The following is a 13,438-nucleotide window of genomic DNA, read 5'->3' on the forward strand; positions in this document are numbered from 1 at the left end:
ATGCACCCCTCTACAATCCTACTTCTGGAGGGGGTCTGGGGGACGCAGCCGTCCCTCAGCGGGGGTTTGGGGGCAGGTGCCCCCAAAGGTTCGGCATCTAACTCAAAAAAGGATTACCAGAGACCCGGAACACCAGCGCTACCGTCATCAGTTGTCCCACCTGTAGTAGGGCTAGACTGCTCAGCATCTTGAGTGACACCAGGAGAAGTTTGGCTTGGCTGAGTAGTAGTAGAGCGCTGAATTTGAGTTTCGCTCTCGGTAGTACGCCGAATCGTGGTGCCAGACTCGCCTGTGGTCTCTGCACCGGAACCACTAGGAGATTGCATTTGCTCCATTGTGGAACCACCTGTAGGCTCATCGGTGGGAGTTGCTTCCTGGGTATTCACCGAACCGCCAGTTGAGTTATTAGATTCACCTGTGGTCTCTGTACTAGAACCACCAGGAGATTGCATTTGCTCCATTGTGGAGCCACCTGTAGGCTCATCAGTGGGAGTTGCTTCCTGGGTATTCACCGAGCCGCCAGTTGAACCACCAGTAGATTGACCCACAGAAGGAGCGCTGCGATTGTAGGGAGCCTCGTTAAAAATACTAGGGCTAGGGTTAACTTGGGCAGCAGCAGGGAAACCCACTAAAGCAGTCGCACCAACCACACCTGTCAGAATTGCGAGAGTTTTGCTCAAATACTTGTGTCCGTTCATCTGTATCTCCTCTACCTTTGTACTAAAAAGTGAATTAGGACTTAATTGCTTTTGAATGGATGTTTTGGTTTTCTGGTGCCAATGCAGCTCATGGCGACCCCAATATTTACGAAGTGTAAATAGCTTGTGACGACTGTTTGTCTCCCTTCAGACTGATGTTGCTCTATCTCAAGGTTGAGCTTGTTGACAAGAGGTCGAAAACCCGTTAGCTTTTGGCAGAAAATCAAGAAAACTTGACCTAAGCTTCCTACCGCTTTAGGGCGTAACTTTGACAGGCGTACCTAGGCTTACTTTTTGAAAAATTTCCTCGACATCTTGGTTGTACATGCGTACACAACCATGCGAAGCCGCCTGACCGACTGATTTTGGATTAGGGGTACCGTGGAAACCAATCCAATTCTTACCGTTTGTCCAAAAGCCAATCCAGTGCCGACCTAAAGGGTTCTCCGGATCTCCTCCCTTCACTGCTTCACCCGTAAAAGGATGAATCCAAATCGGATTTCGCAGCTTTTGCTGTACTCGCCAGGTTCCAAGGGGAGTTTCCCAACCAGGCTTTCCGACCGCGATCGCATAACTTTTAACGGCAACATCTCCTTGGTAGAGTGTCACTCGTCGTTTACTGCGGCTGATTTCTAAACGGATGGGTTGCTCAACCGAGGGATTGGTTGGAATAGGGCTTGGTGTTAAGGCTGGTGTTGATGGTGAGGTTGGGCTTAAGGCTGGTGTTGGCGTTGATGTTTTTGGTATTGGGGCTGGTTTTAGGTTTGAGGCTGGTAGAGGGGAAGTTATGACATCAGCAGCTTGAGATATTTGAGGGATAGAGATAGGGGCGAGTAAGCTCAACAGCAACGACAAGCTACCTGGACGGGTTAAGTACTTCAACATTGTGCAAAACAAAAGTGGCAGAGAGTTTCCAGCGATTTTTCTGTAATATTTTTCTATAAGTAATGAGATCAGCGATCGCAACCTTTCTGACTGAATCTCTGAGGTACGGTTAAGTACTGCTGTAGATAGAAGCAGGCTGGAAAGTAAATCCGCATCCCTCACAAGCAAGAAATCCCCAGCCTTGCCTCCTGCTTGACTGGGGATTTCTTTTGATTTAAAAGATTTAGAAATTAGCCGCGCGATCGCTCTATCATAATCACTGAAATCTCTTTTCTCTCTTTTTTATGCCTAGGATGGCAACACAATTTTTGGTGATTATTCAGGATTGAGCGATACTTCCAACAAGTGGAAGGGAGGATGGTCAGGATTGGCTTTCTTCAAGAGAGGGAGAGAGACGTTGTAGACCGGAATATTGCTACTGGTGTGCCCCTGCAAATGACCGTTGTGGGCGTGACCATGAAAAGCCGCTGTGACTGAGTAACGAGTTAGAGGCTCCTCCAAACGACTAGAACCTAAGAAGGGAAAGATTTCCGGTGGTTCTCCCTCGACAGTCTCTTGAATCGGGGCGTAGTGCAGAATGGCAACTCGGTGGGGCGTTTCTAAGCGAGCTAAGGCAGCTTCCAGCTTCAATGCTTCATCCACTGCTTCATGCACAAACCGCTTGATACTTGCTTCTCCCCAAGCTCCTAAGGCTTTAGAGCCAAAGCCGCCACCAAACCCTTTTACCCCAGCAAAACCAACTCCTTCAATCTCGCAGGCTTCCCCATCTAGGACTTTAACGCCAGCCTGTTCCAAGATCTCCCTGACTTCATCTTGCTGGCCTGACTCATAGTCATGATTGCCAAATACGGCGATCGCGGGGATTCTAGCTCCGGTCAATTCCTTAACCAAAACGTGAGCTTCCTCAGGCAGGCCGTAATCCGTCAAGTCACCACATAGCAATAGGATGTCTGCCTGCTCACTGGCTTGGGCAAATAGTGGGTACAACTCTCCCTGAGAGGTTTTGGTGCAGTGAATATCTCCTACGGCGGCTATCCGCACAGTCTGTTTTGCGACAGTATTTTCTGCGATCGCCATCCGTTCCTCTCACTTCAAATCTCTACAGCTTCTGCCCCCGATTATGTCGTGGGTCAGCCAGAGTTACCTATTTCTTCAGGCGCATTTTTCGAGTTGCCAGGAGTGATATCACAGGATTCCGTAGGAGATCATTTCGCTCTCCGGATTGAGGTCATTATTTCGTACTTACGTCAGGGTAGAAAATACTACTGAAATCGCCTAGAGTTTTACCTTATTTATGTTTAGGTATGTAGGTGGTAGCTATTTATAATTTCTATTTCTAGAGAACCACAATGCCGTCCCACGCCCTGCACCTAGCTGACCTCGATCCGCATGTCCGCGACTTTTACTGTCGTTCGCTCCGAGTCTTGCAACAAGCTCAAGTGCCCTTTTTAATTGGCGGCGCTTATGCTTTTGAGCGCTATACAGGCATCGCGCGACCGACGAAAGATTTAGATTTGTTTGTGCATCCGCGAGATGTGCAGCGAACTTTTGAGGTGTTTGGAGCGGCGGGATACGAAACAGAACTGTCAGTACGTCATTGGTTAGGCAAAGCCTTCTGTGGTGATAACTTCGTGGACCTGATCTTCAGCTCCGCCAATGGCTGTGCGCCAGTCGATGACGCTTGGTTTGAGCATGCCATCACCGAAGAAGTGTTGGGAATGACGGTACAAATTTGTCCCATTGAGGAAACGATCTGGTCTAAGGCTTATGTAATGGCCCGCGATCGCTTTGATGATGCGGATATTGCCCATCTATTGCTAGCTTGTGGCGATGAAATCAACTGGTCACGCTTGTTGTCTCGGTTTGGTGACCATTGGCGAGTGCTGTTTAGTCACTTAGTTCTATTCGGGTTTATTTATCCCGGAGAGCGATCGCGAGTGCCAGAGGGAGTGATGAATCAGCTCACCCAGCAGTTGCAGCAAGAAACGAACGCCGCACCAATCTCGACTAAGCTATGTCAGGGAACACTATTAGCCCCGTTGCAATATCGACCTGATGTTGAAGAATGGGGCTATAAAGATGCTCGGCTTCATCCTCCCAGCAATCTCTCTCAAGCTGATGTTGAGCAATGGACAGAGCATTTAATTCAAGAGAAAGAAGCTTAGCTTGCTTAATGCAGCCTAATGCAGCAGTTGTGCCTGGATCTGGGCGACAGCAGCCTCAGTTAACTCAATACATTGCTGATCCCGACTGTGAGCTTCAGACCGGAAAAAGACTAGGACAACTTGCAACTGCTCGATGAGCACAGGCAAACCTAAGCCTGCCTTGGCACCGAAAGCTTTGGCAATTTGATGCCGCAAAAAGTAGGATTCCGACTCGGCAGAAACATCTACCATCCACTCTGGAGTTTGCGAAGCCCAAACTCGTCCGGGTAAGCCTTCTGCAGCATGCAAGACAAACTTTTGGCTACAGGCGTGAAAAGACTCCCAATCCAGTTTGCGATCGCGGCTCAACCGAGTCTGAGTTTGCCATGTTGAACTGATCTGGAGCACTTTGTCATCGATCGCTATCCAAGCCTCGCCATACTCCCAGTTCATCGTTTCACAAGCCGTTTCGAGCATTGCCGCCAGAACAGAATCAAACTCTGATGAATTAGCCCTTGGAGAAGTAGCCAATAGGGGTGGACAAGCTTCGAGAACGGGTTTTGGCTCGGTCATGGATTAAGGTTTCGCCTCAAGGGTTGAATCAGGACTGCCGACCTAGGGACTGAATTCTAATGAGACATCTGTGCTGCCTTATTGTCAGAAATTAACTCAAGATTTTCGGTAGCGAGGCCGACTGTTTGAGAGCAGGTTAGATTAGCGATAGTATTGCTTGCGTGGCTGCGATGCTTAAATCTAGGGTTTTGAAATCATTCTGGCCTGGTAATCTCTAGGACACTGGGCCTGATTTTGATTAACCTTGAGAAAATAAGCGATCGCCCACCCCGACTCACAGACAAGGACGAGACCAATGAAGCGCCAAAATCAAGACATTTTTGCCCTGGTACCGCGTGGCGGTATTGCCCTCTCTATCCTCCTACTGTCTGTTGGTGTCGCCAATGCTCAACCCACACGCTCCAAAACGTTACTTCCCCTGGGCTCCAGCGTAATTGCTCAGCAGTTGGGTATCCCACAGTCGGGCGAACTCATGGCGCAGGTGCCGTCCAACGAAGTCGTCGCAGAGCAGGTGCAGGCGGAAGTCAACCGCACTTTGGGACGTGCCCTGACCTTATTTAATGTCTTGTTGACTGTGCTGATTGTGCTGCTAGGAACCGCGATCGCCACACTCTGGTTTCTGCGCCGCGCTGTGATTAACGAAATTGCTATCCGTGCCAAGGAGCAGATCGAAGAACTGGGCACGCTGGAAGTCCAAGTCACCAAAGCCACGGAAGATGCTAGAGATGTCTTAGATGCGGCAGAAGCGATCGCTGAGCGAGTCGAGCATGAAACTAAGAATTTGCAAAAGCGCATGGCTCAAGAGAAAGGGAATCTTGCCGATCTCGCCACCGATTTGACTGAAACTAAATCGCAACTACTAAACGAGCTACAAGCTCAACTGCAAACCGCGAAGCAACGATTAGCTGAATTTGAGTCAGACTTTACGACGCATATTGCCGAGCTGCAATCGGGCAGTCAAGAACGCCAAGCTCGCACTCTAGAGACTTTTGCCACCGCAGAACGCGATTTTGCGGGCCAACTCACCCAACTGCAAGCGATCGCCCAACAGCACAAAGACGCGATAGTGGCTGATTTAGAAGCCGTCAAAGCCGAATTTACACCCCAAGTCACCGAGCTGCATACGGTAGCCCAGCACCAGCAAGCAGAAGTGCTAGAAAAATTGCACCAATCTGAGCAACACTTCGTTGGGCAACAAGCAGAGGTGCTAGAAAAATTGCATCAGTCGGAGCAGCAGTTCAGTGGGCAATTGGCACAGTTTGTCGCCACCGCTCAACAACGCCGAGATCTGACGCTGCAAGACCTGGAAACAGTCAAAACCGAACTTACTCCGCAACTCACCGAGCTACACGCCATTGCTCAACGGCAACAAGAACAAGTTTTGCAGGACTTGCAGCGATCGGCCCAAGGCTTTACGGCTCAGCTCACCGACTTGAAAAACACAGTCCACCAGCAAAAAGAGCAAGGCTTGGGCAATCTAGAAACCGTCCGAGCTGACTTTGCCTCCCACTTGGCACAATTGCAGACGGCGGCGCAGCAACAGCAAGAGCAAGTGCTACAAAAACTCCAACAGTGGCAGCAAGACTTTGCCATGCAGCTCACCGATTTACAGGTCAGCTTGCAGCAGCAGCGTGACCAAGGCGTAGGCGACTTAGAAACCGTCCGGGCTGACTTTGCGGCGCAATTGGCACAGTTGCAAACTGGGGCACAGCAACACAAAGACACGATTCTGCAAGACCTGGAGCAGCTCAAATCTGGATTTGGACCTCACTTGGCGGAACTCGAAGCCGCCACCCGCCACGAGCAGGAACAAGTGTTGCAACAATTGCAGCGATCGCAACAGGACTTTGCCGCGCAATTGGCAGCACTCCAAGCCGCAGTGCAACAACAAAAAGATCAAGGCTTAGGTGACTTAGACCGTGTCCGCTCGGACTTTGCGGCTGATTTAGCCCAACTGCAAGCCAGTGCCCAGCAGCACAAAGAAACGGTATTCCAAAGTCTGGAGCAACAGAAAACCGATTTTGCCCCGCGTCTGGAACTGCTCTACACCAATGCCCAACGGCAGCAGGAGCAACTGCTACAACAACTTCAAAAGTCGCAGCAGGACTTCGCCAATCAACTGGCAGGGCTGCAAACTGCGGTGCAACAACAGAAAGATCAAGGCTTAGGCAATCTAGAGCAAGTGCGGGCCGACTTTGCTGCGCGGTTGGCTCAGTTACAGCAAGACGCTCAGACCCAAGCCCAACAAAAGAGTGTCCAAATTTTGGGCAACTTGGACCGAGCCGAAACCGAATTTGCCACCCAGTTAGCACGGCTCCAGACTGATACAGGCAGTCATAAAGAGGCTACCGTCCAGAATCTAGAGCAGTTAAAGTCAGAATTTGCCGCCCGCCTAACCGAATTACAAACCGGGGCGCAGGCTCAGAAAAACCAAATCTTGCAGCAACTCGCAGAGATCTCGCCGCAACAGATCGCGGAAGGTTTCATGTCAGATATGCAGCAAAAACTGCAAAGCCTGAGCGAACAGATCGCCACTGTGACAGCCGCGCAATCGCAACTCCAAACCCTGCGTGACCAAATTACCGCTTTAGAATCTGCGACTCAGCCGCAATTACAGGCTTTCCGCGAGCAAATTACAACCCAAATTACGACGGTACAATCCGAAATCCAACCCCAGTTACAAACTCTAGCTGAGCAACTCAGCACACTCCAGACCAACCGTCCAGAGCTATTCTTGCGGCCTGATGAATTTGTCGAGCAAGGCAATCGCGCCTTTGAAGCTGAGCGGTATGAAGAAGCGATCGCTGCCTTTGATAAAGTCTTGGAACTCAATCCTAACCATACAGGTGCAATTTACCAGCGCGGTCTAGCTCTGAAGGAATTGCAGCAGTACGATGCCGCCTTTGCCGCCTTTGAGAAAGTGGTGCAAACGGAACCCAACAACTACAAAGCCTGGTTGAGCCGTGGCCTAACCCTGGGCCGCTTGAAGCGCTACGAAAATGCGATCGCCTCCTTTGACCATGCCTTGGAGCTAAAGCCTGACTATCACGAAGCTTGGGTCAACCGGGGTGTGGCGCTGGGCACCTTGCAGCAACCCAAAGAAGCATTCAAGTCCTTCGACAAAGCGGTGCAGTACCAACCAGATGATGCCGTGGCCTGGATGAACCGGGGCTTGGCGCTGTTGGAAGTGCAACAGTACGAGGAAGCGATCGCCTCGTTCGATAAGGTGATTGAGCTGAAACCAGAGTCCCCCAAAGCTTGGGATAAGCGCGGTTATGCCCTAGTGCAGCTCGGTCGTGACCCCGAAGCTCTAGAAAGCCTAGACAAAGCTCTGAACCTGCAACCCGACTATGCCAGTGCGGTCTACAACAAAGCCAACTGCTACGCGCTGCAAGGGGAGGTAGACCCAGCCCTCAAACATTTGCAACGCGCGATCGAGCTTGATCCGAAGTACCGGGAAGAAGCCAAGACCGATATCGCCTTCGATCGCCTCTGGGAAGATGAATGGTTCCGCCAGTTGATTGAGGCTTAGATATGACTCAGCAATTACAAAGCCTCAACACAAGTGCCACCACCACAGAAATCGGCGGCACTGTGCAGCAGTACCTGTGGAATTATCAAGGTCAAGAATTTGCGATCGCCTACGAAACCCTAGGGCAAGGCGCTCCTGTTTTACTACTGCCTGCATTCAGCACCGTCTCCACGCGGGCAGAAATGGCGGGATTAGCCAAACGCTTAGCTTCCGAGTTTCGAGTTACGGCGATCGATTGGCTGGGGTTTGGGGAATCGGCTCGTCCGCCAATTAACTATGAACCTGCTGTTTATCACCAGTTGCTTCAAGATTTTGTTGGGGCAGTATTTCAGCAACCTGTTGCAGTTGTAGCCGCAGGACATACCGCAGGCTACGCGATGAAGTTAGCCCAGCAGGCGGGGGTCTTGTCTCGTGTAGCCCTAGTCGCCCCTACTTGGCGTGGTCCGCTCCCGACGATGGGCGTGCAGCCCAAAGGCGCAGGTGTGGTGAGAGGAACAGTGCGATCGCCCCTCTTGGGTCAAGCCTTGTACAAGCTCAACACCATCCCGTCTTTTTTGGCGTTGATGTATCGCCGTCACGTCTATGCTGACCCCGCCAACGTCACCCCAGATTTGGTCGATCGCCGTTGGCACAGCACTCAGCAACCCGGAGCCCGTTTCGCCCCTGCCGCCTTTGTCACCGGAGCCTTAGACCCCGTCCGCGATCGCGCTGACTTCTTGGCTTGGTGTCAACCTCTGCCCATACCGTTGATGGTGGTAATTGGGGAGCAAGCGCCGCCTAAATCCAAAGCAGAAATGGAAGCGATCGCCGCCCTACCTGGAGTCCAAACCCAAAAACTAACAGGCTCGCTGGGTTTGCATGAGGAATATCCTGCTCCACTTGCCGAAGCAATTTTGCCGTTTTTGCGATCGCCTGATTGATACCAAAAGCAATCGTTATTTGGACGAAAAGCCTCCAGCAATGGATGGGCTTGGCGACTATAATCAGATTTTGTTCTTGACCTGTTGAGCTAGCTGTGGCGAACAGGTGCACCTAACCCATCGTTAGCTTGGCCGTTACTGATTAACCTATGTCTTCTGAGCAGTCCCGACCCGAAAATCAAGCCAATTCTACCCTAGAAGAAATTCGTGCCAACCGCCTGCAAAAGGTGGAGCAACTGAAACAAGCGGGACTGACTCCCTATGCCTACCGTTGGGAAGTTACCCATCATGCTGCCGACCTCCAAGCCAAATTTGCTGACTTGCCTGATGGCGCGGAAGATCCATTAGAAGTCGCGATCGCCGGACGAATTTTGGCGCGGCGGGTGTTTGGCAAGCTAGCCTTCTTCGCCTTGCAAGACGAAACTGGCACCATCCAGCTTTATTTAGACAAAAAGAAAATTCAGGCAGGCATGCCAGAAACGCCGGATGCCTTCAACTTGCTGAAGCAACTCACCGATGTAGGCGACATCATTGGCGTGCGCGGCAACATTAAGCGGACCGAAAAAGGTGAGCTGTCTATCTATGTGAGCGAATACGCCATTCTTACCAAGTCACTCTTACCGTTGCCTGACAAGTGGCACGGTTTGACTGATATTGCTAAACGCTATCGCCAGCGCTACGTAGACTTGATCGTTAACCCAGAGGTACGCGAAACCTTTCGGCGACGGGCGTTGATTACCGCGGCCATGCGGCGTTATTTGGATCAACAAGGCTTTATTGAAATCGAAACTCCGGTGCTGCAAAGTGAGGCGGGCGGTGCAGAGGCGCGGCCTTTCGTCACCTACCACAACACTTTGGAGATGGATCTGTACCTGCGGATCGCCACTGAGTTGCACCTGAAGCGGCTGATCGTGGGTGGCTTTGAGAAGGTGTTTGAGCTGGGTCGCGTGTTCCGTAATGAAGGGATTTCCACACGGCACAACCCCGAATTCACTACCATCGAGATTTACCAAGCCTACGTTGACTACAACGACATGATGGCGCTGACCGAGGCGTTAATCACCTATGCGGCTCAGTCGGCCTTGGGTACGCTCCAGATTACCTACCAAGGCGAGGCGATCGATCTGACTCCACCTTGGCGACGGGCCACGATGCACGAGTTAGTACAAGAGAAAACAGGCATTGATTTCAGTCAATTCCAAACCTTAGACGAAGCTAAAGCAGCAGCACGTCAAGCCAAGATTGGCGGAGTTGATGAGTGTGAATCCATTGGGCACATCCTCAACGAAGCTTTTGAGCAAAAAGTGGAAGCGACGTTGATTCAACCAACGTTTGTGCTCGACTACCCCGTAGAGATTTCACCGCTCGCCAAGCCGCATCGCTCCAAGCCCGGATTAGTTGAGCGCTTTGAGTTGTTTATTGTGGGGCGAGAAACAGGCAATAGCTTCTCGGAGTTAACTGATCCGATCGATCAACGGCAAAGGCTGGAAGCGCAAGCGGCCCGTAAAGCAGCAGGCGATCTGGAAGCCAATGATGTGGATGAAGACTTCTTGACGGCGCTGGAGTATGGCATGCCCCCCACGGGTGGTTTAGGAATCGGTATCGATCGCCTAGTGATGCTACTCACTGATAGCCCCAGCATTCGAGACGCGATCGCTTTTCCACTCCTGAAGCCCGAAAGCAGCCTGATTGAAGGGCACAAGTACGATGCTAAGACTCAAACGCTAGAGATCGTTCTGCGTGGCCTTGCTTACAAGTACCAGGATGTACCCGAAGTAGTGTATCAAGGCTTGGAGACCGCCACCTCTAAGGGGCAATACTTTAACGAGCAGATCAAGCCCAAATACACCTGCGAAAAAGTAGGTTAGCCGAAGATACCTAACCCCCAGCCCCTTCCCTACTAGGGAAGGGGAGCTAAAGTTAAAGTCCCGCTCCAGTGGGGAGAGGGATTAATTCGAGACTTCTGCCAGCTCGATCACGCGGCCTTCCCAGTCTTTGACTAAGAAGTTCAGGGGTTTTTCGCGGCGAATTTTGTGCTTAATGCCTCGCGTTTGCACTCGCATCAGCACTTGCTCTAAGCAGTCGCGATCGAAGCAGACGTGCCGTTGGCGATCTTTCTGGCCCAGGCTGGCTCCAGAGATCACATGCACCTGGGTGTTTTTCTTGAGTTGGTACCAGAGGCCATCGGTGCCATTGAAATTGCGAGTCGCAGTCGCCGGTCCCCCTAAACCTGGAGACATATAGAGTGGGTCAACGCTGGTTGCGCCCAGACTTTGCTCATAGTTGTAGTAGTAGTGCAATGGCACCTCAGCAGCAGCCAAGCCCAGCACTCCTTCATAGAACTGACGACCGGACTCCAAGTCGGACACCATTATGGTGTGCACTTTTGGGGCACTGGTAAGAAACATCCACATCGCTCCCGCATAAGCTGCCAAGAGCAAAACCATAATTCCTTGCGTTGACAAGAGGCTGTCTAACGGCAGGGCTGGGAAAAAAGCTCCCAAAGTTAGAGGCTGAGACAGGAAGGGCATCACACTCAATGCTAGAACCATGAATTAAGTGAGGGACTTAAGCCAGTTGAACAGAATTCTAGAGATGGTGGCTGACACACATCGCTAGTGATCTTAGTCTATCAAGGCTAAACCTACCTCATCCAAACTTCAAGAAAGGCTCACTTGTGGCGGATTGGGAATTGAACACCAACTCTTGCTTAATCGCCACGGCCTCGTTTTCAGAAAAAGAGTTTTAATTGGGGAAAAGCGTAGATTATAGTAAGAGTCAATTCCGATTAGAGACTCAGCCAGTCAGTGACTGAAAATCGTGCAAATTCCTACGTTTCCTGAAAGCAATCATCCGATTGTCCAATCGCTCTTTCATCATAGCGATCAGGAGTTGTTGACGCTGTTTCAGCGCCATCCTGATTCGGGGCGATATTTTACGGCTATTTTTTGTCGCTACAGCCCAATTGTTTACACTTTAATTCGGCACTCAGCGCGATCGCCCGTGCAGGCTGACTACCTCTTTGCCATTACTTGGCGGCACGTCTTTCATGAGCTAGGTGGGTTAGATTTGCGATCGAGCCAGCTCTCGAATATTGAGAACCTGACGTTGCAAAATTGGCTGATTAATATGACAGCCTTTTGCATCAACCAAGCGGAATTACCTCCGGTGGAATCGGTGCATTACTCTTTGCAAGGCGCTTCACCGCCGCTGTGGTGCTACGTGGAGCAGGCGTTAGACCAGTTGCCTCCAGTGCTGCGGCTGATGATTTTGATGGCTCAAACCTTTCACTGGAGCGAAACTCGGATTTCGGCTTACTTGCAGGCGGAGGGGGAAGCAATTTCGCCCGCAGAAGTTAAGGTGCGGTTGCAAGAAGGCTACAAACTCCTAGAAGAGGCTCTCCCAGAAGATATTTGTGAAATTTATTTAGGTGGGAATACTAGGGATCGGACCGATGGGTTCGACTTTAGTTCGATCACGTTGGAACCTAGTGTTGAATAAAAACCGTTCGTCGAATTTAGCTGAATCGAGTCAGCTTTACGGCGCTGGGTGCCTGTGATTCCATCAAGCTTGGTTGTGAGGAAATTGTCATGAGTCGCCGTTTATTAGCAGTCGTCCTTGCGTCCGCATCACTGTTGACCGCTACAGGTACAATTTGCCTGTTCAACTTGAGTGGAGCTAACGCTGCCAGCTTAAATGAACAGTTAAATATTCCTGTCAATAACGGCACTCAAGGTGAGCTGAGAGATGAAGCCGATCGCTTAGTTCGCCTGGGCGGACAGTACGAACAACAAGGCTCACTCGAAAAAGCGATCGCCTCTTGGCAACAAGCGGTGAAGCTCTACCAACGCATTGGCGATGTCTCAGCCACTGGCCTGACCTACGACTTTATTGGCCTGACCTATGCTCAACTCGGCAGAATCCGGGAAGCAGAAGATGCCCTGCGCCGACGTTTAGCGATCGCTCGTGACAACCGCGACTTTAGAGGCCAAATTTACGGCCTGAATAATGTCGGGACCGTTTTGCTGCGTCGTGGAGCTCCCCAAGCCGCTGCCAGTAGCTTTAACGAAGCCCTAACGATCGCGCAGAATATCAATAGCCTGGAAGGTCAAGGCTTGTCTTTGAGCAACCTAGGGTTGGCAGCCGTAGCAACCGGAAACTATAACCAAGGAATTAAACAACTAGAATCAGCTCTGACCTACCGACGACAGGCAGGCGATCCTAGTGGCGAGGCCAGCACTTATAACAATTTGGGCGATGCTTACCGAGGAGCGCAACGGTATCAAGATGCAGCCAATGCCTATGGTGTGGCCCTACGGTTGGCTCGCACTAGTCGCGATCGCCCCAATCACCTTCGGGCCATTGATGGCTTAGTCGCGTCCTATCGCCCTTTGGGCAATTACACCCGTGCCTTAGAGGTACTCGATCAACGCTTAGCGTTAACCCAAGAGCAGAGCAACCTGCGTCAACAGCTCACAACATTGCGATCGCTAGCCGAGATTTATCAAGCCTCAGGCAACCGGGAAACGGCCCGCAATTTTTATCAAAGAGCGATCGTAGTGGCACGGGCGCTAGAAGATACCAGAAGCGAATCCTTGCTCCTCGATCAACTCCGCCGTCTTTAGCGCTCCCCCAAGTTCCTAGTGGGCGATTCTCCTTGAGGGATGCTTCGCGATCGCCTGCTGA

General features: G+C 51.1%; 11 protein-coding genes. 6 read left to right on the forward strand and 5 right to left on the reverse strand.

The window, feature by feature from the left end:
* Positions 1-113: 113 nt before the first annotated feature.
* From NDA01_RS18645 to NDA01_RS18655, 3 genes are all read right to left on the reverse strand, one after another.
* Complete coding sequence (locus NDA01_RS18645) at positions 114-698, reverse strand: hypothetical protein (protein WP_348229125.1); 585 nt, start codon at positions 696-698, stop codon at positions 114-116.
* Positions 699-953: 255 nt separating this feature from the next.
* On the reverse strand, positions 954-1,583 hold the full coding sequence (locus NDA01_RS18650) for a L,D-transpeptidase family protein (RefSeq protein ID WP_348229126.1): 630 nt from the start codon (positions 1,581-1,583) through the stop codon (positions 954-956).
* Between the two features lie 315 nt (positions 1,584-1,898).
* A complete protein-coding gene (locus tag NDA01_RS18655; RefSeq protein ID WP_190554816.1) occupies positions 1,899-2,660 on the reverse strand; it encodes a metallophosphoesterase family protein in 762 nt (253 codons plus the stop codon).
* A gap of 272 nt (positions 2,661-2,932) precedes the next feature.
* On the opposite strand from NDA01_RS18655, the gene NDA01_RS18660 reads away from it, so the two are divergent.
* Positions 2,933-3,748, forward strand: a complete 816-nt coding sequence (locus NDA01_RS18660; RefSeq protein WP_190441720.1) for a nucleotidyltransferase family protein — start codon at positions 2,933-2,935, stop codon at positions 3,746-3,748.
* Between the two features lie 15 nt (positions 3,749-3,763).
* Here the strand turns inward: NDA01_RS18660 and NDA01_RS18665 are convergent, their stop codons facing one another.
* On the reverse strand, positions 3,764-4,300 hold the full coding sequence (locus NDA01_RS18665; protein ID WP_348229127.1) for a GAF domain-containing protein: 537 nt from the start codon (positions 4,298-4,300) through the stop codon (positions 3,764-3,766).
* 295 nt (positions 4,301-4,595) lie between these two features.
* Here NDA01_RS18665 and NDA01_RS18670 point away from each other — a divergent pair, with 295 nt between their 5' ends.
* The 3 genes from NDA01_RS18670 to lysS all read left to right on the forward strand — a co-directional run bounded on the left by NDA01_RS18670 (position 4,596) and on the right by lysS (position 10,620).
* Positions 4,596-7,832 (forward strand): tetratricopeptide repeat protein, encoded by a 3,237-nt coding sequence (locus tag NDA01_RS18670; RefSeq protein WP_348229128.1) that lies wholly within the window; start codon positions 4,596-4,598, stop codon positions 7,830-7,832.
* Positions 7,833-7,834: 2 nt separating this feature from the next.
* Entirely contained in the window at positions 7,835-8,752 is a 918-nt protein-coding gene (locus tag NDA01_RS18675) for an alpha/beta fold hydrolase (RefSeq protein ID WP_348229129.1), read from the forward strand.
* A gap of 149 nt (positions 8,753-8,901) precedes the next feature.
* Positions 8,902-10,620 (forward strand): lysine--tRNA ligase, encoded by a 1,719-nt coding sequence (gene lysS, locus NDA01_RS18680; RefSeq protein ID WP_348229130.1) that lies wholly within the window; start codon positions 8,902-8,904, stop codon positions 10,618-10,620.
* An 81-nt stretch (positions 10,621-10,701) separates the two neighbouring features.
* On the opposite strand, the gene NDA01_RS18685 is transcribed toward lysS, so the two are convergent.
* On the reverse strand, positions 10,702-11,283 hold the full coding sequence (locus NDA01_RS18685; protein WP_199299281.1) for a VOC family protein: 582 nt from the start codon (positions 11,281-11,283) through the stop codon (positions 10,702-10,704).
* Positions 11,284-11,572: 289 nt separating this feature from the next.
* Between NDA01_RS18685 and NDA01_RS18690 the strand changes: the two genes are divergently transcribed.
* Both NDA01_RS18690 and NDA01_RS18695 read left to right on the forward strand, forming a co-directional pair.
* A complete protein-coding gene (locus NDA01_RS18690; RefSeq protein WP_190554822.1) occupies positions 11,573-12,253 on the forward strand; it encodes an RNA polymerase sigma factor in 681 nt (226 codons plus the stop codon).
* Positions 12,254-12,342: 89 nt separating this feature from the next.
* Entirely contained in the window at positions 12,343-13,377 is a 1,035-nt protein-coding gene (locus tag NDA01_RS18695; RefSeq protein WP_348229131.1) for a tetratricopeptide repeat protein, read from the forward strand.
* The last annotated feature ends 61 nt before the right edge of the window (positions 13,378-13,438 follow it).

This window comes from Trichocoleus desertorum AS-A10 (assembly GCF_039962155.1).
In the GTDB taxonomy this organism is placed as follows: domain Bacteria; phylum Cyanobacteriota; class Cyanobacteriia; order FACHB-46; family FACHB-46; genus Trichocoleus.

Coding starts and splice junctions, on each gene's coding strand:
- NDA01_RS18645 (WP_348229125.1), bottom strand. CDS start 698: ATGAACGGACACAAGTATTTGAGCAAAACTCTCGCAATTCTGACAGGT.
- NDA01_RS18685 (WP_199299281.1), bottom strand. CDS start 11,283: ATGCCCTTCCTGTCTCAGCCTCTAACTTTGGGAGCTTTTTTCCCAGCC.
- NDA01_RS18675 (WP_348229129.1), top strand. CDS start 7,835: ATGACTCAGCAATTACAAAGCCTCAACACAAGTGCCACCACCACAGAA.
- NDA01_RS18670 (WP_348229128.1), top strand. CDS start 4,596: ATGAAGCGCCAAAATCAAGACATTTTTGCCCTGGTACCGCGTGGCGGT.
- NDA01_RS18655 (WP_190554816.1), bottom strand. CDS start 2,660: ATGGCGATCGCAGAAAATACTGTCGCAAAACAGACTGTGCGGATAGCC.
- NDA01_RS18665 (WP_348229127.1), bottom strand. CDS start 4,300: ATGACCGAGCCAAAACCCGTTCTCGAAGCTTGTCCACCCCTATTGGCT.
- NDA01_RS18650 (WP_348229126.1), bottom strand. CDS start 1,583: ATGTTGAAGTACTTAACCCGTCCAGGTAGCTTGTCGTTGCTGTTGAGC.
- NDA01_RS18695 (WP_348229131.1), top strand. CDS start 12,343: ATGAGTCGCCGTTTATTAGCAGTCGTCCTTGCGTCCGCATCACTGTTG.
- NDA01_RS18660 (WP_190441720.1), top strand. CDS start 2,933: ATGCCGTCCCACGCCCTGCACCTAGCTGACCTCGATCCGCATGTCCGC.
- lysS (WP_348229130.1), top strand. CDS start 8,902: ATGTCTTCTGAGCAGTCCCGACCCGAAAATCAAGCCAATTCTACCCTA.